Annotated in this window: 18 protein-coding genes; 17 read left to right on the forward strand and 1 reads right to left on the reverse strand. The window is 71.8% G+C overall.

Annotated features, from left to right (window positions below; genetic code table 11):
- The 11 genes from KM933_RS24250 to nusB form a co-directional block, all read left to right on the forward strand.
- The coding region (locus tag KM933_RS24250) for an alanine--tRNA ligase-related protein (protein ID WP_260334097.1) at positions 1 to 1,207 on the forward strand (1,207 nt) is incomplete at its 5' end.
- Between the two features lie 17 nt (positions 1,208 to 1,224).
- A complete protein-coding gene (gene ruvX / locus KM933_RS24255; RefSeq protein WP_221355751.1) occupies positions 1,225 to 1,689 on the forward strand; it encodes a Holliday junction resolvase RuvX in 465 nt (154 codons plus the stop codon).
- A gap of 121 nt (positions 1,690 to 1,810) precedes the next feature.
- On the forward strand, positions 1,811 to 3,631 hold the full coding sequence (gene mltG / locus KM933_RS24260) for an endolytic transglycosylase MltG (protein WP_221355630.1): 1,821 nt from the start codon (positions 1,811 to 1,813) through the stop codon (positions 3,629 to 3,631).
- Positions 3,609 to 4,481 carry a shikimate dehydrogenase gene (locus tag KM933_RS24265; protein WP_221355632.1) on the forward strand — a complete coding sequence of 291 codons (873 nt, stop codon included), beginning with the start codon at positions 3,609 to 3,611 and terminating at the stop codon, positions 4,479 to 4,481. The genes mltG and KM933_RS24265 overlap by 23 nt, the downstream gene beginning before the upstream one ends.
- A gap of 216 nt (positions 4,482 to 4,697) precedes the next feature.
- Positions 4,698 to 5,882, forward strand: coding sequence for a chorismate synthase (gene aroC / locus KM933_RS24270; RefSeq protein WP_221355634.1), 1,185 nt, complete (start codon positions 4,698 to 4,700; stop codon positions 5,880 to 5,882).
- A 29-nt stretch (positions 5,883 to 5,911) separates the two neighbouring features.
- Positions 5,912 to 6,448 (forward strand): shikimate kinase, encoded by a 537-nt coding sequence (locus KM933_RS24275; RefSeq protein WP_221355753.1) that lies wholly within the window; start codon positions 5,912 to 5,914, stop codon positions 6,446 to 6,448.
- Positions 6,433 to 7,563: a 3-dehydroquinate synthase gene (gene aroB, locus KM933_RS24280; RefSeq protein ID WP_221355636.1), complete on the forward strand. Its 1,131-nt coding sequence runs from the start codon at positions 6,433 to 6,435 to the stop codon at positions 7,561 to 7,563. The genes KM933_RS24275 and aroB overlap by 16 nt, the downstream gene beginning before the upstream one ends.
- A gap of 165 nt (positions 7,564 to 7,728) precedes the next feature.
- Entirely contained in the window at positions 7,729 to 8,601 is an 873-nt protein-coding gene (locus KM933_RS24285) for a Pro-rich N-terminal domain-containing protein (RefSeq protein ID WP_221355638.1), read from the forward strand.
- A gap of 188 nt (positions 8,602 to 8,789) precedes the next feature.
- The gene (locus KM933_RS24290) at positions 8,790 to 9,908 is read left to right on the forward strand and encodes an aminopeptidase P family protein (RefSeq protein WP_221355640.1); all 1,119 of its coding nucleotides are present in this window, start codon (positions 8,790 to 8,792) and stop codon (positions 9,906 to 9,908) included.
- Positions 9,909 to 10,012: 104 nt separating this feature from the next.
- Positions 10,013 to 10,579, forward strand: a complete 567-nt coding sequence (gene efp, locus KM933_RS24295; RefSeq protein WP_149510572.1) for an elongation factor P — start codon at positions 10,013 to 10,015, stop codon at positions 10,577 to 10,579.
- A 2-nt stretch (positions 10,580 to 10,581) separates the two neighbouring features.
- Entirely contained in the window at positions 10,582 to 11,016 is a 435-nt protein-coding gene (gene nusB / locus KM933_RS24300; RefSeq protein ID WP_221355642.1) for a transcription antitermination factor NusB, read from the forward strand.
- A gap of 218 nt (positions 11,017 to 11,234) precedes the next feature.
- On the opposite strand, the gene bldD is transcribed toward nusB, so the two are convergent.
- Positions 11,235 to 11,735, reverse strand: coding sequence for a transcriptional regulator BldD (gene bldD / locus KM933_RS24305; protein ID WP_006379429.1), 501 nt, complete (start codon positions 11,733 to 11,735; stop codon positions 11,235 to 11,237).
- 244 nt (positions 11,736 to 11,979) lie between these two features.
- On the opposite strand from bldD, the gene pyrR reads away from it, so the two are divergent.
- The 6 genes from pyrR (at position 11,980) to carB (ending at position 20,018) form a co-directional block, all read left to right on the forward strand.
- Positions 11,980 to 12,570, forward strand: a complete 591-nt coding sequence (gene pyrR, locus KM933_RS24310; protein ID WP_221355644.1) for a bifunctional pyr operon transcriptional regulator/uracil phosphoribosyltransferase PyrR — start codon at positions 11,980 to 11,982, stop codon at positions 12,568 to 12,570.
- A 121-nt stretch (positions 12,571 to 12,691) separates the two neighbouring features.
- Entirely contained in the window at positions 12,692 to 13,669 is a 978-nt protein-coding gene (locus KM933_RS24315) for an aspartate carbamoyltransferase catalytic subunit (protein ID WP_221355646.1), read from the forward strand.
- A 5-nt stretch (positions 13,670 to 13,674) separates the two neighbouring features.
- On the forward strand, positions 13,675 to 14,961 hold the full coding sequence (locus KM933_RS24320; protein ID WP_221355648.1) for a dihydroorotase: 1,287 nt from the start codon (positions 13,675 to 13,677) through the stop codon (positions 14,959 to 14,961).
- Complete coding sequence (locus KM933_RS24325; RefSeq protein ID WP_308013529.1) at positions 14,958 to 15,563, forward strand: PH-like domain-containing protein; 606 nt, start codon at positions 14,958 to 14,960, stop codon at positions 15,561 to 15,563. The genes KM933_RS24320 and KM933_RS24325 overlap by 4 nt, the downstream gene beginning before the upstream one ends.
- Positions 15,560 to 16,717: a glutamine-hydrolyzing carbamoyl-phosphate synthase small subunit gene (gene carA / locus KM933_RS24330; protein ID WP_221355650.1), complete on the forward strand. Its 1,158-nt coding sequence runs from the start codon at positions 15,560 to 15,562 to the stop codon at positions 16,715 to 16,717. Before KM933_RS24325 ends, carA begins: the two co-directional genes overlap by 4 nt.
- On the forward strand, positions 16,710 to 20,018 hold the full coding sequence (gene carB / locus KM933_RS24335; protein WP_221355652.1) for a carbamoyl-phosphate synthase large subunit: 3,309 nt from the start codon (positions 16,710 to 16,712) through the stop codon (positions 20,016 to 20,018). The genes carA and carB overlap by 8 nt, the downstream gene beginning before the upstream one ends.
- Positions 20,019 to 20,047 lie beyond the last annotated feature (29 nt).

The raw sequence follows: 20,047 nt of genomic DNA on the forward strand, positions 1-20,047 counted from the left end.
CGCCACCGAGGGCGACGAGGTCGAGATCGTCCTGGACCGCACCCCCTTCTACGCCGAGGGCGGCGGCCAGATCGGCGACACCGGCCGCATCAGGATCGACACCGGCGCCGTGATCGAGGTCCGCGACTGCCAGAAGCCGGTCCCCGGGGTGTACGTCCACAAGGGCGTCGTCCAGGTCGGCGAGGTGACCGTCGGCGCCAGGGCCCAGGCCGTCATCGACGTGCGCCGCCGCACGGCCATCGCCCGCGCCCACTCGGCCACGCACCTCACCCACCAGGCCCTGCGCGACGCCCTCGGCCCGACGGCCGCCCAGGCCGGCTCCGAGAACCAGCCCGGCCGCTTCCGCTTCGACTTCGGCTCCCCGGCCGCCGTGCCGACGGCCGTGATGACCGACGTCGAGCAGAAGATCAACGAGGTGCTCGCCCGCGACCTGGACGTGCACGCCGAGATCCTCAGCATCGACGAGGCCAAGAAGCAGGGCGCCATCGCCGAGTTCGGCGAGAAGTACGGCGAGCGCGTCCGGGTCGTCACCATCGGCGACTTCTCCAAGGAGCTGTGCGGCGGCACGCACGTGCACAACACCGCCCAGCTCGGCCTGGTGAAGCTGCTCGGCGAGTCGTCGATCGGCTCGGGCGTACGGCGTATCGAGGCCCTGGTGGGTGTCGACGCCTACAACTTCCTCGCCCGCGAGCACACGGTCGTCGCCCAGCTCCAGGAGCTGATCAAGGGCCGTCCGGAGGAGCTGCCGGAGAAGGTCTCGGCCATGCTCGGCAAGCTGAAGGATGCCGAGAAGGAGATCGAGAAGTTCCGCGCGGAGAAGGTCCTCCAGGCCGCCGCCGGGCTCGCCGGGTCCGCCAAGGACGTGCAGGGCATCGCACTTGTCACCGGACAGGTCCCGGACGGCACGACCGCCGACGACCTGCGCAGGCTGGTCCTCGACGTGCGCGGCCGCATCCAGGGCGGACGGGCCGTCGTGGTCGCCCTCTTCACCACGGTGAACGGCAGGCCGCTGACGGTCATCGCCACCAACGAGGCCGCCCGCGAGCGCGGTCTCAAGGCCGGTGACCTGGTGCGCGCCGCCGCCAAGACCCTCGGCGGAGGCGGCGGCGGCAAGCCCGACGTGGCCCAGGGCGGTGGCCAGAACCCGGCCGCCATCGGTGAGGCCGTCGACGCCGTCGAGCGCCTCGTGGCCGAGTCCGCCGGGTGAGCGAGGGCGAGCGGGTCATGCGCCGCGGCCGCCGGCTCGCCGTCGACGTCGGGGACGCCCGGATCGGGGTCGCCTCGTGCGACCCCGACGGGATCCTCGCCACCCCGGTGGAGACCGTGCCGGGACGTGACGTCCCGGCCGCCCACCGGCGTCTGCGGCAGCTGGTCGAGGAGTACGAACCGATCGAGGTCGTCGTCGGTCTCCCTCGCTCCCTCAAGGGGGGCGAGGGCCCCGCCGCGGTCAAGGTCCGCGCTTTCGCACAGGAACTCGCACGCGGTATCGCACCCGTCCCGGTGCGGCTCGTGGACGAGAGGATGACCACAGTGACGGCCGGCCAGGGACTGCGCGCCTCGGGCGTGAAGTCCAAGAAGGGCAGATCGGTCATCGACCAGGTGGCAGCCGTGATCATCCTCCAGCAGGCGCTGGAGTCCGAACGGGCGTCTGGTACATCCCCCGGCGAGGGCGTCGAAGTGGTCATCTGATCGCGGTACGGTAACGTTCCGCGCGATGCGGTGGTGTTCGAATAGCCTCCGCACAACAGAGAGGCACACGGTAGCCGAGCCCAGCACCGCGCGACCGTCGCCTCGCGGCTCTAGGGGATCGATGACTGAGTATGGCCGGGGCCCGGGCTCCGAACCGTGGCATCCCGAGGACCCGTTGTACGGGGACGGCGGATGGGAAGGACAGGAGGCCCAGGCGGCCCGGTCCCCCTACGGCGGCCAGCCGCAGCAGCATCCGCAGCAGCCGCAGCAGCCGCAGTACGGCGAATGGGGCAACGGCCCGCAGCCGGGCTACGAGCAGGGACAGCAGCAGTACGCGCAGGGGCAGCAGTACGCCCAGGAGCAGCACCAGCAGTACGGCGGTCAGCCTCCTCAGCAGTACGCCGGCCAGGACGGTCAGGGCTACCCCGGCCAGGGCGGCCCGCAGTACGACCAGAACGGTCAACAGTACGACCAGGACGGTCGGCCGTACGACGGCGGCTGGAACCCGGGCGGACAGCAGCACCAGCAGCACCAGCACCAGCACCAGCAGCACCAGGTCCCCTACGGCGGAGACCCGAACGACCCCTACGACGGCCAGGCCGCGACGTACGCCGGGCAGCAGTCCGACTACTACGGGACCCCCGACGCGTATCCGCCGCCGGAACCGCCGGGCCGCCGCCGCGCGGAACCGGAACCGGAACCGCGGCAGGAGTCGCAGCGGACCGACTGGGACCCGGGCCCGGACCAGGGGGAGCACGCCTTCTTCGCGGGCGACGACGAGGCCGACGACGACGGCGCCGACGACCCGCAGGACCGCCGGCGCGGCAAGGGCGGCAAGGGGAGCAAGGACGAGGACGGGAAGAAAAGCCGGAGCGGCTGCGCCTGCCTGGTGGTCTCGCTGGTCCTCACCTCGGTGGTCGGCGGGGCCGGGTACTTCGGCTACCAGTTCTACCAAAGCCGTTTCGGCTCGGCCCCCGACTATTCCGGCGAGGGCACGGGCGAACAGGTGACCGTCGTCATTCCCAAGGGCGCCTTCGGTTCGGTGATCGGCCAGCGGCTGAAGGCGGCCGGCGTCGTCAAGAGCGTCGACGCGTTCGTGTCGGCCCAGGCGCGGAACTCCGACGGGGACAAGATCCAGGCGGGTTCCTATCTGCTGAAGAAGCAGATGTCCGCGGAAAGCGCCGTCGAACTGATGCTCAACCCCAAGAGCCAGAACAACCTGGTCGTGCGCGAGGGGCAGCGCAACGTCACGGTGTACGAGGCGATCGACAAGCAGCTGGGGCTCGACAAGGGGACCACCGCGGAGGTCGCCGAGAAGGAGTACCGCAGCCTCGGGCTTCCGGACTGGGCGAACGACGACAGCGACATCAAGGATCCGCTGGAAGGATTCCTCTACCCGGCGACCTATCCCGCGGCCAAGGACATGAAGCCCGAGGCCCTCCTGAAGGACATGGTGGCGCAGGCCAACAAGGAGTACGCCGAGTACGACCTGGAGGGCAAGGCCGAGGAGCTGGGTCTGGAGAACCCGCTGCAGGTCGTCACGGTGGCGAGCCTCGTGCAGGCCGAGGGCATCACGCACGACGACTTCAGGAAGATGGCGTCCGTCGTCTACAACCGTCTGAAGCCGACGAACGACGTCACCAACCAGAAACTCGAGTTCGACTCGACCTACAACTACCTCAAGGGTCAGAGCGAGATCGACATCTCCGTCGACGAGATCCGCAATTTCGACGACCCGTACAACACGTACTTCTACAAGGGCCTTCCGCCCGGGCCGATCGGGAATCCGGGCAAGGACGCGCTGAAGGCGGCGGTCGACCCGGACGGCGGCGCGTGGATGTTCTTCATCTCCATCGACGGCAAGAAGACGGACTTCACCAGGACACTGGCCGAGCACGAGAAGTTGGTCAAGAAATTCAATGAGCGGCGCAACAAGGGCTGACGGCGCGGCGGGGACCGGCGGGGACCGGCGGTGCCGGGCCGCCGTCCTCGGGTACCCGATCGGCCACTCCCTCTCCCCGGTGCTGCACCGCGCCGCGTACGGGGAGCTGGGACTGCAGGGCTGGTCGTACGGCCGTTTCGAGGTCGACGAGGCGGCGCTGCCGGGATTCCTCGCGGAACTCGGTCCCGAGTGGGCCGGCCTCTCGCTGACCATGCCGCTGAAGCGGTCGGTCATCCCGCTGCTCGACGGGGTCGGCGACACCGCGGCCTCGGTGGAGGCCGTGAACACGGTGCTGTTCACCCCGGACGGGCGCCGCGTCGGCGACAACACCGACATCCCGGGCATCGTCGCCGCCCTGCGCGAGCGGGGTGTCCGACAAGTGGAATCCGCGGCGATCCTCGGCGCGGGCGCCACCGCCTCCTCCGCGCTGGCCGCGCTCGCCCGGGTCTGCACGGGCGAGGTCGTCGTGTACGTCCGCAGTGCGGCCCGCGCCGCCGAGATGCGGCAGTGGGGCGAGCGGCTCGGCATCGAGGTGCGCACGGCGGACTGGGCGGACGCCGGCCGGGCGCTGCACGCGCCCCTGGTGATCGCGACGACCCCCGCGGGCGCCACCGACCTGCTCGCCGCGTCCGTCCCCGATCGGCCCGGCACCCTCTTCGACGTCCTGTACGACCCGTGGCCGACCGGCCTCGCGGCCCGCTGGTCCGCCCGCGGCGGCGCGGTCGTCGGCGGACTGGACCTGCTCGTGCACCAGGCGGTCCTCCAGGTCGAGCAGATGACGGGTCTCGCTCCGGCTCCGGCCGGCGCCATGCGGGCGGCGGGGGAGAAGTCCCTCGCCGCCCGCCGGTGAGGGCCGCCGGGATCCGGACGCCACCACGGCATGACGGGACCGCGTCCGCCTGATGGACCTGGGGCCGGACGCGGGCCGCGGACATGGGAGGATCGAAGGCGGCGGGCCGGGGCCGCGCACCCGGTCGCGCCGTCGCCGTACGCGAGGACGCGTGTACGCACAAGCGTGCACGCAGGAGCAGGAAACAGCACCAGGGCGCGAGCAGGAGGAACACCGTTGAGCAGGTTGCGCTGGCTGACCGCCGGGGAGTCCCACGGTCCCGCACTCGTGGCGACGCTGGAGGGCCTTCCCGCCGGTGTGCCGATCACCACGGAGATGGTGGCGGACCACCTGGCCCGGCGGCGTCTGGGCTATGGACGCGGCGCGCGGATGAAGTTCGAGCGCGACGAGGTCACCTTCCTGGGCGGGGTGCGGCACGGGTTCACGCTCGGGTCGCCGGTCGCGGTGATGGTGGGCAACACCGAGTGGCCCAAGTGGGAGCAGGTCATGGCGGCCGATCCGGTCGACCCGCAGGTCCTCGCCGACCTCGCCCGCAACGCCCCGCTGACCCGGCCGCGGCCGGGCCACGCAGATCTCGCCGGTATGCAGAAGTACGGGTTCGAGGAGGCCAGGCCGATCCTGGAGCGGGCGTCCGCGCGGGAGACGGCGGCCCGGGTGGCGCTCGGCGCGGTGGCCCGCTCGTACCTGAAGGAGACCGCCGGTATCGAGGTGGTCTCGCACGTGGTGGAGCTGGCGGCGGCGAAGGCCCCCTACGGCGTGCTCCCGGTCCCCGCCGACGTCGGCCGGCTGGACGCCGACCCGGTGCGCTGCCTGGACCCGGACGCCTCGGCGGCGATGGTCGCGCAGATCGACCAGGCCCACAAGGACGGCGACACCCTCGGCGGGGTCGTCGAGGTCCTGGCGTACGGGGTGCCCGTGGGTCTGGGTTCGCACGTGCACTGGGACCGGCGCCTGGACGCCCGGCTCGCGGCCGCGCTGATGGGCATCCAGGCGATCAAGGGTGTCGAGGTCGGTGACGGCTTCGAGCTCGCCCGGGTGCCCGGCTCCCGGGCGCACGACGAGATCGTGCGCACCGACGGGGGCATCCGGCGCGCCTCGGGCCGCTCCGGCGGCACCGAGGGCGGTCTGACGACGGGTGAGCTGCTGCGGGTGCGGGCGGCGATGAAGCCCATCGCCACGGTGCCGCGGGCGCTGGCCACCGTCGACGTCGCCACCGGTGAGGCCACCACGGCGCACCACCAGCGCTCGGACGTGTGCGCGGTACCGGCGGCGGGCATCGTCGCCGAGGCCATGGTGGCGCTGGTCCTGGCGGACGCGGTGGCGGAGAAGTTCGGCGGCGACAGCGTGCCGGAGACCCGCCGCAACGTCACTGGCTACCTCGACAACCTGGCCGTACGGTGACCGGCCCGGTGGTCGTCCTGGTCGGCCCGATGGGTGTGGGCAAGTCCACGGTCGGCGCGCTGCTCGCGCAGCGGCTCGGCTGCCGCTACCGGGACACCGACGACGACATCGTCGCCGAGCAGGGCCGCACCATCGCCGACATCTTCCTGGACGAGGGCGAAGCGGTCTTCCGCGCCGCCGAGAAGGAGGCCGTGCGGCGCGCGCTCGCGCAGCACGAGGGCGTCCTCGCGCTCGGCGGCGGCTCGGTCCTGGACGCGGACACCCGGGCACTGCTCGCCGGCCGGCCCGTCGTCTACCTCTCGATGGACGTCGAGGAGGCGGTGCAGCGCACCGGCCTGAACGCGGCCCGGCCGCTGCTCGCCGTCAACCCGCGCCGGCAGTGGCGCGAGCTGATGGACGCCCGCCGTCCCCTGTACCAGCAGGTCGCGAGCGTCGTGGTCGCCACCGACGGCCGCACCCCCGAAGAAGTCACCCGAGCGGTCCTCGACGCACTGGAGTCGAAGACCGCATCGTCCGGGGGGCAGCCCCCGGACCCCCGGCAGGAGGACACATGGCGGACCAGGTGACAAGGATCCACGTCGGCGGCACGGCGGGCAGCGAGCCGTACGAGGTCCTGGTCGGCCGCCGGCTGCTCGGTGAGCTGGGCGCGCTGGTGGGCGGGCGCAGCGAGGCGGGGGTCCCCTCGGCCGGAGGCCGGGGGAGGGCCAAGCGGGTCGCGGTCATCCACCCCGAGGCACTCGCCGAGACCGGTGACGCGCTCCGCGCCGACCTGGCGGAGCAGGGCTTCGAGGCCGTCGTCATCCAGGTGCCCAACGCGGAGGAGGCCAAGACCGCCGAGGTCGCCGCCTACTGCTGGAAGGCGCTCGGGCAGTCCGGCTTCACCCGCACCGACGTGATCGTCGGCGTCGGCGGCGGGTCCACCACCGACCTCGCGGGATTCGTCGCGGCGAGCTGGCTGCGCGGGGTGCGCTGGATCGCCGTCCCCACCACCGTGCTGGCCATGGTGGACGCGGCGGTCGGCGGCAAGACCGGCATCAACACCGCCGAGGGCAAGAACCTCGTCGGAGCCTTCCACCCGCCCGCCGGTGTGCTGTGCGACCTCGCCGCGCTCGACTCGCTGCCCGTCCACGACTTCGTGTCTGGACTCGCCGAGATCATCAAGGCCGGTTTCATCGCCGACCCAAAGATCCTCGAACTCATCGAGGCAGACCCGCAGGGCGCCCGTACGCCCGCCGGGCCGCACACCGCCGAACTCATCGAGCGCTCCATCAGGGTCAAGGCCGAGGTCGTCTCGTCCGACCTGAAGGAGTCGGGGCTGCGCGAGATCCTCAACTACGGGCACACCCTCGCCCACGCCATCGAGAAGAACGAGCGCTACGAGTGGCGGCACGGGGCGGCGGTCGCGGTCGGCATGCACTTCGCGGCCGAACTGGGCCGGCTCGCCGGGCGGCTGGACGACGCGACCGCGGACCGGCACCGCACGATCCTGGAGTCCGTCGGGCTGCCGCTGAGCTACCGCTACGACCAGTGGCCGAGGCTCCTGGAGAACATGAAGGTCGACAAGAAGTCCCGCGGCGACCTGCTCCGCTTCATCGTCCTCGACGGACTGGCCAAGCCGACCGTCCTGGAGGGTCCCGACCCGGCGGTGCTCCTCGCCGCCTACGGAGAAGTGGGCGAATAGCCCCGCGGGCGGCACCCGGGCCGATGTGCCGTGCGCCGGCGGGCACTTCGTGCCGCTCCCGGCCGTTCACCAAGGGGCGGCCGGGGACGGTACCGTTCGGTGGGAGGCGGGGCCGGATGCCCCGCCGCCAGCGCCCATCGCCTGTACGAGACGGAGTGGCACCGGATGCATCACGCAGTGGGGTCTCCGCTGCCGCCGCCCCACCAGCAGGGGCACGGACCGGCCGCCGGCTGGTCGGGGGCCGCACCACACCCGGGACCGGCGGCGCATCCGCCCGCGGGTCCGCCGCTCTTCGCCGGAGCGCAGACCGGGCCTGCCGCCCCGCACCCGCCGGGGCACCCGCCCGCGCCGCACCACGCGGTCCCGCAGCACGCCCCCGTACCGCCGGCGCCGGACACCACGGGTCACGTCCGGCTGCCGCCGGGCGGTCCCGTGCCCATGCCGAGCGCGCCGCCCGCGGCCGGTGTGCCCGATCCGACGTCCACGACGCTCGCCGTGCTGCTCATCGGGCCCGCGGGCGCGGGCAAGACCAGCGTCGCCAAGTACTGGGCGGACCACCGCCGGGTGCCCACGGCCCACATCAGCCTGGACGACGTCCGCGAGTGGGTGCGCTCGGGCTTCGCCGACCCGCAGTCGGGGTGGAACGACATGTCGGAGGCGCAGTACCGGCTCGCCCGCCGCACCTGCGGCTTCGCGGCCCGCAACTTCCTGGCCAACAACATCTCGTGCATCCTCGACGACGCCGTCTTCCCCGACCGGCCCGTGGTGGGCCTCGGCGGCTGGAAACGGCACGTCGGGCCGGGCCTGCTGCCGGTGGTGCTCCTGCCCGGCCTGGAGATAGTCCTGGAGCGCAACGCCGAGCGCTCCGGAAACCGCCGCCTCAGCGACGAGGAAGTGGCCCGCATCCACGGCCGGATGGCGGGCTGGTACGGCTCGGGCCTGCCGATCATCGACAACTCCCAGCTGGACGTGGTCCAGACGGCCCAGGTCCTGAACGACGTCCTGTCCCGCTCCCTGGCGAGCCCGCCCCAGTGGTGACCACACCCTGACAGGCATCGCCCGCTCCTCCCGGGGTGGGCACCGGCCCGCCTTCGAGGGGCGCGGGGAACCGCGCGACCGGCCCCCACCGTCCCGCACCCGGCACAGAACCTCAGCCGCCCCCGCTCCCCACCTCACCTGGCCCCCTCGAACCGGCACAAACCGGGCAAAGCCCATACGCTCGGAGAATGTCAGAGGTGTACGCCACTCGCCGAGCACGCCTACGGGACCGCTGCAACGCAAGCGGCAGCGCATCCGCACTGGTCACCCGCCCGGCCAACGTCCGCTACCTCACGGGCGCCGCGCCGCACGGCGCGGCCCTCCTGCTGGGCGCGACGGAGGACCTCCTCATGTACGCCGCCCCGGCCGAACCCCCGCCCGACACCCCGTCCGGCACGGCCCGTCCGGACGACGCCCTGCGGATCCACACACTGAGCGCCCCCGGCGGCGACCCCGCCGTCGCCGCCGCGGAGTGCGCGGCGGCCCAGGGCGCCGACTCCCTCGCCGTGGAGGAGCACCACCTGACCGTGAGCCGCCACCGGGCCATCGGCTCGGTGGCGCCGCACCTGCGCCTCGCGGACGTCGCCGGAGCGGTCGAGCAGCTCCGCGTCGTCAAGGACGAGGAGGAGATCTCCTGCCTGCGCGTCGGCGCGGAGATCACCGACCAGGCCCTGGGCGAACTCCTCGAATCGATCCTCGTCGGCCGCACCGAACGGCACCTCGCGCTGGAGCTGGAACGCCGCCTCGTCGACCACGGCGCCGACGGACCCGCCTTCAGGACGTCCGTCGGCACCGGACCGCACTCCGGCCGCCGCAGGCACCGGCCCACCGACCGCCGGGTGGAGGAGGGGGACTTCCTCTCCGTCCGCCTCGGCGCGACCTACCACGGCTACCGCTGCGAGATCGGCCGCACCTTCGTCATCGGCACCTCGCCCGCCGACTGGCAGATCGCGCTGTACGACCTCGTCTTCGCCTCCCAGCGGGCCGGCCGCGAGGCCCTGGTGCCCGGCGCCGCCTACCGTGACGTGGACCGCGCGGCCCGCCAGGTGCTGGACTCCGCGGGGTACACGGAGGGCCTTCCGGGAACGACCGGACACGGTGTGGGGCTCGAAATCGACGAGGAGCCGCAGTTGGCCCCCGCGGCCATGGGTAAACTGGACGCTTGCGTGCCGGTCACCGTCGAACCGGGGGTCCACCTCCCGGGCCGGGGCGGTGTCCGGATCGATGACACGCTCGTCGTGCGCCCCGAGGCGGACGGCGGACCCGAGCTACTCACCATCACGACCAAGGAACTGCTCGCGCTCTAGTTCCGAAGGCTCCGGGAGCCTCGACACCGTCGAACGCCCCGGCCGCCCCGGACCGTGCGCGTGCCACCGGGGTCGTCCACGTCAGTCCAGGAGATTCCGCAACCGTGGCTTCCACGAACGACCTCAAGAACGGCCTGGTGCTCAAGCTCGAAGGCGGCCAGCTCTGGTCCGTCGTCGAGTTCCAGCACGTCAAGCCCGGCAAGGGCCCGGCCTTCGTGCGCACCAAGCTGAAGAACGTGCTCTCCGGCAAGGTCGTCGACAAGACGTTCAACGCCGGCGTCAAGGTCGAGACGGCCACTGTCGACAAGCGCGACATGCAGTTCTCGTACATGGACGGCGAGTACTTCGTCTTCATGGACATGGAGACCTACGACCAGCTCATGGTCGACCGCAAGGCGGTCGGCGACGCCGCCAACTTCCTGATCGAGGGCTTCACCGCCACCGTGGCGCAGCACGAGGGCGAGGTGCTCTTCGTCGAGCTGCCGGCCGCCGTCGAGCTCGTCGTCCAGGAGACCGAGCCGGGCGTCCAGGGCGACCGCTCCACCGGCGGCACCAAGCCCGCCACCCTGGAGACCGGCCACCAGATCAACGTCCCGCTCTTCATCACCACCGGTGAGAAGATCAAGGTCGACACCCGCACGAGCGACTACCTCGGCCGGGTGAACAGCTAACCGTGGCTGCCCGCAATACGGCCCGCAAGCGCGCCTTCCAGATCCTCTTCGAGGGTGACCAGCGCGGCACGGACGTCGTGACGGTCCTCGCGGACTGGATCCGGCACTCCCGGACCGACACCCGGCAGCCGCCCGTGAGCGAGTTCACGATGCAGCTGGTCGAGGGCTACGCGGGCCACGCGAAGCGCATCGACGAGCTGATCTCGCAGTACGCCGTCGGCTGGACGCTCGACAGGATGCCGGTCGTCGACCGCAACATCCTGCGGCTCGGCGCGTACGAGCTGATCTGGGTGGACGAGACCCCGGACGCGGTCGTGCTCGACGAGGCGGTACAGCTCGCCAAGGAGTTCTCCACGGACGAGTCGCCCGCGTTCGTGAACGGTCTGCTGGGCCGGTTCAAGGAGCTCAAGCCGTCGCTGCGGCGCGACGGGGCCTGAGCCTCGCCTCGCCGCGCGGTCCAGTGGCCGTGTGCCGGCCGGTGGGGCCGGTCGCGCAGTCCCCGCGCCCCTCGGGTACGCCGGAGGGCCCCAGTGCATCACTGGGGCCCTCCGGCGTACCCGTACGGCCCTCAAGGCCGCGCAACGCCCTCGGGGTGGCCGGAACCGATCGGTTCCGGCCACCCCGAGGGCACGTTTCTGCTCAGCGGCGGTGCGGGTCAGCCCTCTTCGTGGGAGACCGCGCGGCGCGCGTCCGCGTCCAGGACGCCCCAGCTGATCAGCTGCTCGGTGAGGACCGAGGGCGACTGGTCGTAGATGACGGCGAGGGTGCGCAGGTCGTCCTGGCGGATCGACAGCACCTTGCCGTTGTAGTCGCCGCGCTGGGACTGGATCGTCGCCGCGTAGCGCTGCAGGGGGCCCGCCTTCTCGGCCGGCACGTGGGCCAGCCGCTCCAGGTCGAGGACCAGCTTCGGCGGCGGCTCGGCGGCCCCGCCCGGCGTGGTGCCCGGCAGCAGCTCCTGCACGGGGACCCCGTAGAAGTCCGCCAGCTCCGCGAGGCGCTGTACGGTCACGGCGCGGTCGCCGCGCTCGTACGAACCGACCACGACCGCCTTCCAGCGGCCCTGGGACTTCTCCTCGACGCCGTGGAGGGAAAGGCCCTGCTGGGTACGGATGGCGCGGAGCTTGGCCCCGAGCTGTTTGGCGTATTCGCTGGACATATGGCTCCCCGGACACTGTGTCGACGTGCGGCTCGGCCGCGCGGCTGGTGACTCACTGTGAGGTTACGCAGCGTGACTCTGGCTCGTCAAGCCGAATGGTCCGGACCGACCCCTCCGTGCAAGGAGTGCACGGCCGTTACCAGGGGGGTGATCAGGGACATTGCCGGGCTGGTACCGTGGCTGGCGCAATTCCGACGTCCTTTAATGATCCGTCCCGTGAGGCGGAGAAGGAGGTCCGTTTCGTATGGACACCGAACAGCAGAAGCAGCAGTACGCGTCCGATGCGCGGCCCGTCCTGGAGGCCCCCGACATCGCACGGGTCCTGACCCGCATCGCCCACGAGATCGTCGAGCGCGCCAGGGGCGCCGAGGACGTCGTCCTCCTCGGCATCCCGACCCGGGGCGTCCACCTGGCCCGGCGGCTCGCCGCCAAGCTCCAGGAGATCACCGACCGCGCGATCCCGGTCGGCTCCCTCGACATCACCATGTACCGCGACGACCTGCGCATGCACCCGCCGCGCGCGCTGGCCCGCACCGACATCCCCGCCGACGGCATCGACGGCCGCCTGGTGGTCCTCGTCGACGACGTGCTCTTCTCCGGCCGCACCATCCGCGCCGCCCTCGACGCGCTGAACGACATCGGCCGCCCCCGCGCCGTGCAGCTCGCGGTCCTCGTCGACCGCGGCCACCGCGAACTCCCGATCCGCGCCGACTACGTCGGCAAGAACCTCCCCACGTCGCTGCGGGAGACGGTCAAGGTCCAGCTCGCCGAGGAGGACGGCCGCGACACCGTGCTGCTCGGTGTGAAGCAGACCTCCCCGGACGGGCCGCGGTAGCCCTCCGGCGCACGGCACCGCCGTCCGCCGCGCCCGCTCGCGCCCCCGTCCGCCCGGCCGTGCCGCAAGGACACGCCCGGTGCCCGCTCCCCGACCTGAACTGCCTTACGGAGCCTGAAAGATGCAGCGTCATCTCATCTCGGCCGCCGACCTCACCCGCGACGACGCCGTCCTGATCCTCGACACCGCCGAGGAGATGGCCCGGGTCGCCGACCGGCCGATCAAGAAACTGCCGACCCTGCGCGGCCGTACCGTCGTCAATCTCTTCTTCGAGGACTCCACCCGGACCCGGATCTCCTTCGAGGCCGCCGAGAAGCGCCTGTCCGCGGACGTCATCAACTTCACCGCCAAGGGGTCCAGCGTCTCCAAGGGCGAGTCCCTGAAGGACACCGCGCAGACCCTGGAGGCGATGGGCGTCGACGCCGTCGTCATCCGGCACGGCGCCTCCGGGGCCCCCTACCGGCTCGCCACCTCCGGCTGGATCGACGCCGCCGTCATCAACGCCGGGGACGGCACCCACCAGCACCCCACCCAGGCACTGCTCGACGCCTTCACCATGCGGCGCCGGCTCGTCGGCCGGGACGCGGGACTCGGCCGGGACCTGTCCGGCAGGCGCGTCACGCTCGTCGGCGACATCCTGCACAGCCGCGTGGCCCGCTCGAACGTCGACCTGCTCCACACCCTCGGCGCCGAGGTCACGCTGGTGGCCCCGCCGACCCTGGTGCCCGTCGGCGTGGGGGCCTGGCCCTGCGAGGTCTCGTACGACCTGGACCGCACGCTCTCCAAGTCCGACGCGGTGATGCTGCTGCGCGTCCAGCGCGAGCGGATGAACGCGGCGTTCTTCCCCACCGAGCGCGAGTACTCGCGGCGCTACGGCCTCGACGGCGACCGCATGGCGAAGATGCCCGAGCACGCCATCGTGATGCACCCCGGCCCGATGGTCCGCGGGATGGAGATCACCGCCGAGGTCGCCGACTCCGACCGCTGCACCGTCGTCGAGCAGGTCGCCAACGGCGTCTCGATCCGGATGGCCGTCCTGTACCTGCTCCTGGGCGGCAACGAACCCGCCGTCACCCACCCGCGTACCGAGGAGAAGTAAGTCACATGGGCAAGATCCTTATCCGTGGTGCGAAGGTGCTGGGCGGCGAGCGGCAGGACGTGCTGATCGACGGCGGGACGATCGAGGAGGTCGGCGACGGGCTCCCCGCCGAGGGCGCCGAGGTCGTCGAGGCGGCCGGCCGGGTGCTCCTGCCGGGACTCGTCGACCTGCACACCCATCTGCGCGAGCCCGGCCGGGAGGACTCCGAGACGGTCCTGACCGGTACGCGCGCCGCCGCGAGCGGCGGCTACACCGCCGTGTTCGCCATGGCCAACACCTTCCCGGTCGCCGACACCGCCGGCGTCGTCGAGCAGGTCTACCGGCTGGGCCGGGAGCACGGCTACTGCGACGTGCAGCCCGTCGGGGCCGTCACCGTCGGCCTGGAGGGCAGGAAACTCGCCGAGCTGGGCGCGATGCACGAGTCCGCCGCCGGTGTCACCGTCTTCTCGGACGACGGCAAGTGCGTCGACGACGCCGTGATCATGCGGCGGGCCCTGGAGTACGTGAAGGCGTTCGGCGGCGTCGTCGCCCAGCACGCCCAGGAGCCCCGCCTCACCGAGGGGGCCCAGATGAACGAGGGCGTCGTCTCCGCCGAGCTGGGACTGGGCGGCTGGCCCGCGGTCGCCGAGGAGTCGATCATCGCCCGGGACGTCCTGCTCGCCGAGCACGTCGGCTCCCGCGTCCACATCTGCCACCTCTCGACCGCCGGCTCCGTCGAGATCGTCCGCTGGGCCAAGTCCCGCGGCATCGACGTCACAGCCGAGGTCACCCCCCACCACCTGCTCCTCACCGACGAGCTGGTGCGCTCGTACGACCCGGTCTACAAGGTCAACCCGCCGCTGCGCACCGAGCGCGACGTGCTGGCCCTGCGCGAGGCGCTCGCCGACGGCACGATCGACATCGTCGCCACCGACCACGCCCCGCACCCGCACGAGGACAAGGACTGCGAGTGGGCCGCCGCCGCCATGGGCATGGTGGGCCTGGAGACCGCCCTGTCGGTGGTCCAGCAGACGATGGTCGAGACCGGGCTGCTCGACTGGGCCGGCGTCGCCGACCGCATGTCGCACAAGCCCGCCGAGATCGGCCGCGCGCACGGCCACGGCCGCCCCGTCTCGGCAGGTGAGCCCGCCAACCTCACGCTGGTCGACACGGCTTACCGTGGTGAGGTGGACCCCGCCGGCTTCGCGTCGCGCAGCCGCAACACTCCGTACGAGGGTCGTGAGCTGCCGGGCCGTGTCACCCACACATGGCTGCGGGGCAGGGCCACGCTCGTCGACGGGAAGCTCGCGTGACATCACTCACCCCCACCGCAGCACGGACCGCAACGGACCTCGTGTCCCGCCTCGCGGCGGAACAGGAGTCCGCCGAGGTGACCGACTGGGCCGCCCGCATCGGCTGGCTCGTCGGCCTCACCCTGTTCGTCGCGCTCGTCTACTGGCTGATGCGCGAGGGCTGGAAGTGGCGCGGCACCCTCCAGGGCGACCTGCCCGGGCTGCCCACCGCGCCCGCCGAACCGGGTGCGGCGAGACTGAGCATGACCGGGCGCTACCACGGCTCCACCACCGCCGGGCACTGGCTCGACCGCATCGTGGCGCACGGCCTGGGCACCCGCAGCCGGGCGGAGCTCACCCTGACGGACGCGGGCCTCGACGTCGTACGGCCCGGCGCGGCCGACTTCTTCGTCCCCCGCGCGCAGCTGCGCGAGGCCCGGCTCGACAAGGGCATCGCGGGCAAGGTCCTCACCGAGGGCGGACTGCTCGTCGTCACCTGGGAGCACGGCGGAAAGCTGCTCGACTCCGGGTTCCGCTCCGACCGCGCGGCGGAGCACCGCGAATGGGTCGCCACCCTGAACCGCATGACCGACCAGAGCAACGACACGGAAGGCGCACGATGACCACCTCCGACCAGGGGACCGCCTCGCAGAGGCAGAAGGCGGCACCCGCCGTGCTCGTCCTGGAGGACGGCCGGACCTTCCGCGGCCGCGCCTACGGGGCCGTGGGGGTGACCTTCGGCGAAGCGGTGTTCTCCACCGGCATGACCGGCTACCAGGAGACCCTCACCGACCCGTCGTACCACCGCCAGGTCGTCGTCATGACCTCCCCGCACGTCGGCAACACCGGCATCAACGACGAGGACATGGAGTCCAGGAGGATCTGGGTCTCCGGCTACGTCGTGCGCGACCCCGCGCGCGTGCCCTCCAGCTGGCGCTCCCGGCGCACGCTGGACGACGAACTCGCCGCCCAGGGTGTCGTCGGCATCAGCGGCATCGACACGCGCGCGCTCACCCGCCATCTGCGCGAGCGCGGCGCCATGCGCGTCGGCATCTTCTCCGGCGACGTGCCGGCCGACGAGGCCACCCTGCTGGACCAGGTGCGCGAGGCCCCCGAGATGAAGGGCGCCAGCCTCTACGAGGAGGTCGCCACCGAGGAGGCGTACGTCGTCCCGGCCGTCGGCGAGAAGCGGTTCACCGTCGCCGCCGTGGACCTCGGCATCAAGGGCATGACCCCGCACTGCATGGCCGAGCGCGGCATAGAGGTGCACGTGCTGCCCGCCACCGCGACCGCCGAGGAGATCTACGCGGTCGCCCCCGACGGCGTGTTCTTCTCCAACGGCCCCGGCGACCCGGAGCGGGCCGAGCACCCGGTCGCCCTGATGCGTTCGGTGCTGGAGCGCAGGACGCCGGTCTTCGGCATCTGCTTCGGGAACCAGATCTTCGGCCGCGCCCTCGGCTTCGGCACCTACAAGCTCAAGTACGGGCACCGGGGCATCAACCAGCCCGTGCAGGACCGTACGACCGGCAAGGTCGAGGTCACGGCGCACAACCACGGCTTCGCCGTCGACGCGCCGCTCGACCGGGTCTCCGAGACCCCCTACGGGCGCGCCGAGGTCAGCCACGTCTGCCTGAACGACCAGGTCGTCGAGGGGCTCCAGCTGCTCGACCAGCCCGCGTTCAGCGTCCAGTACCACCCCGAAGCGGCGGCGGGCCCGCACGACGCCGCCTACCTGTTCGACCGCTTCGTATCCCTGATGGAGGGCCAGCGTGCCTAAGCGCTCCGATATCCGGTCCGTCCTGGTCATCGGCTCCGGCCCGATCGTCATCGGCCAGGCCGCCGAGTTCGACTACTCCGGTACCCAGGCGTGCCGCGTCCTCAAGGCCGAGGGCCTGCGGGTGATCCTGGTCAACTCCAACCCCGCGACGATCATGACCGACCCGGAGATCGCCGACGCCACGTACGTCGAGCCGATCACCCCGGAGTTCGTCGAGAAGATCATCGCCAAGGAGCGGCCCGACGCCCTGCTCCCCACGCTCGGCGGCCAGACCGCCCTCAACACCGCGATCTCCATGCACGAGCAGGGGGTGCTGGAGAAGTACGGCGTCGAGCTGATCGGCGCCAACGTCGAGGCCATCAACAAGGGCGAGGACCGCGACCTCTTCAAGGGGGTCGTCGAGGCCGTCCGCGAGAGGACCGGGCACGGCGAGTCCGCCCGCTCGGTCATCTGCCACTCCATGGACGACGTGCTCAAGGGTGTCGACACGCTCGGCGGCTACCCCGTCGTCGTGCGCCCCTCCTTCACCATGGGCGGCGCCGGCTCCGGCTTCGCCCACGACGAGGAGGAGCTGCGCCGCATCGCCGGCCAGGGACTCACGCTCTCCCCGACCACCGAGGTGCTCCTGGAGGAGTCCATCCTCGGCTGGAAGGAGTACGAGCTGGAGCTGATGCGCGACAAGCACGACAACGTCGTGGTCGTCTGCTCCATCGAGAACTTCGACCCGATGGGCGTCCACACCGGCGACTCGATCACCGTGGCGCCCGCGATGACGCTGACCGACCGCGAGTACCAGCGGCTGCGCGACATCGGCATCGCGATCATCCGCGAGGTCGGTGTCGACACCGGCGGCTGCAACATCCAGTTCGCGGTGGATCCGGCCGACGGCCGCATCATCGTCATCGAGATGAACCCGCGCGTCTCGCGCTCCTCGGCCCTCGCGTCGAAGGCCACCGGCTTCCCGATCGCCAAGATCGCCGCCAAGCTGGCCGTCGGCTACACGCTCGACGAGATCCCGAACGACATCACCGAGAAGACGCCGGCGTCCTTCGAGCCGACCCTCGACTACGTGGTCGTCAAGGCGCCGCGGTTCGCCTTCGAGAAGTTCCCGTCCGCCGACTCCACGCTGACCACGACCATGAAGTCCGTCGGCGAGGCCATGGCGATCGGCCGCAACTTCACCGAGGCGCTCCAGAAGGCCCTGCGGTCGCTGGAGAAGAAGGGCAGCCAGTTCACCTTCGTCGGCGAGCCCGGCGACAAGGCGGAGCTGCTGGCACAGGCCGTGCGGCCGACCGACGGACGCATCAACACCGTCATGCAGGCGATCCGCGCGGGCGCCACGCCCGAGGAGGTCTTCGACGCGACCAGGATCGACCCCTGGTTCGTCGACCAGCTCTTCCTGCTCAAGGAGATCGCGGACGAGCTGGGCGCCGCGGACAAGCTGGAGCCGGAGCTGCTCGCCGAGGCCAAGCGCCACGGCTTCTCCGACGTCCAGATCGGCGAGATCCGCGGGCTGCGCGAGGACGTCGTGCGCGAGGTGCGGCACGCGCTGGGCGTGCGGCCGGTCTACAAGACGGTCGACACCTGCGCCGCCGAGTTCGCCGCGAGGACGCCGTACTTCTACTCCTCGTACGACGAGGAGAGCGAGGTCGCCCCGCGCGAGAAGCCCGCGGTGATCATCCTCGGCTCCGGCCCGAACCGCATCGGCCAGGGCATCGAGTTCGACTACTCCTGCGTCCACGCCTCCTTCGCGCTCAGCGACGCCGGCTACGAGACCGTGATGGTCAACTGCAACCCCGAGACCGTCTCCACGGACTACGACACCTCCGACCGGCTGTACTTCGAGCCGCTCACGCTGGAGGACGTGCTGGAGATCGTGCACGCCGAGACCCTGGCCGGACCGGTCGCGGGCGTCATCGTCCAGCTCGGCGGACAGACCCCGCTCGGCCTGTCGCAGGCGCTCAAGGACAACGGCGTCCCGATCGTGGGCACCCCGCCCGAGGCCATCCACGCCGCCGAGGACCGCGGCGCCTTCGGCCGGGTCCTGGCCGAGGCCGGACTGCCCGCGCCCAAGCACGGCACCGCCACCACCTTCGCCGGGGCCAAGGCCATCGCGGACGAGATCGGCTACCCCGTCCTCGTACGCCCGTCGTACGTCCTCGGCGGACGCGGCATGGAGATCGTGTACGACGAGACGCGGCTGGCCTCCTACATCGCCGAGTCGACCGAGATCAGCCCCTCCCGGCCGGTCCTGGTGGACCGCTTCCTGGACGACGCGATCGAGATCGACGTGGACGCCCTGTACGACGGCCACGAGCTGTACCTCGGCGGTGTCATGGAGCACATCGAGGAGGCGGGCATCCACTCCGGCGACTCGGCGTGCGCGCTGCCGCCGATCACGCTCGGCGGGTTCGACATCAAGCGCCTGCGGACCTCCACCGAGGCCATCGCCGAGGGTGTCGGCGTACGCGGACTGATCAACATCCAGTTCGCGCTGGCCGGCGACATCCTCTACGTCCTGGAGGCCAACCCGCGCGCCTCGCGCACGGTCCCCTTCACCTCCAAGGCGACCGCGGTGCCGCTCGCCAAGGCCGCCGCCCGGATCTCGCTGGGCGCGACCGTCGCCGAGCTGCGCGCCGAGGGGCTGCTGCCGGCCGTCGGCGACGGCGGGGAGCTGCCGCTGGACGCGCCGATCTCCGTCAAGGAGGCCGTCATGCCGTGGTCGCGCTTCCGCGACATCCACGGCCGCGGCGTCGACACCATCCTCGGCCCGGAGATGCGCTCCACGGGCGAGGTCATGGGCATCGACTCGGTGTTCGGCACGGCGTACGCCAAGTCCCAGGCCGGCGCGTACGGGCCGCTGCCGACCAAGGGCCGCGCCTTCATCTCCGTCGCCAACCGCGACAAGCGCTCGATGATCTTCCCGGCGCGCGAGCTCGTCGCCCACGGCTTCGAGCTGTTCGCCACGTCCGGCACGGCCGAGGTGCTCCGGCGCAACGGCATCAACGCCACCGTCGTGCGCAAGCAGTCCGAGGGCGAGGGCCCGAACGGCGAGAAGACGATCGTCCAGCTCATCCACGAGGGCGGTGTCGACCTCATCGTCAACACGCCGTACGGCACGGGGGGCCGCCTCGACGGCTACGACATCCGTACGGCGGCGGTGGCCCGCTCCGTACCCTGCCTGACGACCGTCCAGGCGCTCGCCGCGGCCGTCCAGGGCATCGACGCGCTCAACGGCGGCGACGTGGGGGTGCGCTCCCTCCAGGAACACGCGGAGCATCTGACCGCGTCCCGCGGCTAGCAGTCCCCCGGGGGACACCGGAAACGGTG

Source organism: Streptomyces beigongshangae, assembly GCF_019710745.1.
GTDB classification, from domain to species: Bacteria; Actinomycetota; Actinomycetes; order Streptomycetales; family Streptomycetaceae; genus Streptomyces; species Streptomyces beigongshangae.

Excerpts from the sequence above, each read along its gene's own strand:
- ruvX (WP_221355751.1), top strand. The coding sequence starts at position 1,225 with ATGCGCCGCGGCCGCCGGCTCGCCGTCGACGTCGGGGACGCCCGGATC.
- mltG (WP_221355630.1), top strand. The coding sequence starts at position 1,811 with ATGACTGAGTATGGCCGGGGCCCGGGCTCCGAACCGTGGCATCCCGAG.
- KM933_RS24265 (WP_221355632.1), top strand. The coding sequence starts at position 3,609 with ATGAGCGGCGCAACAAGGGCTGACGGCGCGGCGGGGACCGGCGGGGAC.
- KM933_RS24275 (WP_221355753.1), top strand. The coding sequence starts at position 5,912 with ATGGGTGTGGGCAAGTCCACGGTCGGCGCGCTGCTCGCGCAGCGGCTC.
- aroB (WP_221355636.1), top strand. The coding sequence starts at position 6,433 with ATGGCGGACCAGGTGACAAGGATCCACGTCGGCGGCACGGCGGGCAGC.
- KM933_RS24285 (WP_221355638.1), top strand. The coding sequence starts at position 7,729 with ATGCATCACGCAGTGGGGTCTCCGCTGCCGCCGCCCCACCAGCAGGGG.
- KM933_RS24290 (WP_221355640.1), top strand. The coding sequence starts at position 8,790 with ATGTCAGAGGTGTACGCCACTCGCCGAGCACGCCTACGGGACCGCTGC.
- bldD (WP_006379429.1), bottom strand. The coding sequence starts at position 11,735 with ATGTCCAGCGAATACGCCAAACAGCTCGGGGCCAAGCTCCGCGCCATC.
- pyrR (WP_221355644.1), top strand. The coding sequence starts at position 11,980 with ATGGACACCGAACAGCAGAAGCAGCAGTACGCGTCCGATGCGCGGCCC.
- KM933_RS24315 (WP_221355646.1), top strand. The coding sequence starts at position 12,692 with ATGCAGCGTCATCTCATCTCGGCCGCCGACCTCACCCGCGACGACGCC.
- KM933_RS24320 (WP_221355648.1), top strand. The coding sequence starts at position 13,675 with ATGGGCAAGATCCTTATCCGTGGTGCGAAGGTGCTGGGCGGCGAGCGG.
- carA (WP_221355650.1), top strand. The coding sequence starts at position 15,560 with ATGACCACCTCCGACCAGGGGACCGCCTCGCAGAGGCAGAAGGCGGCA.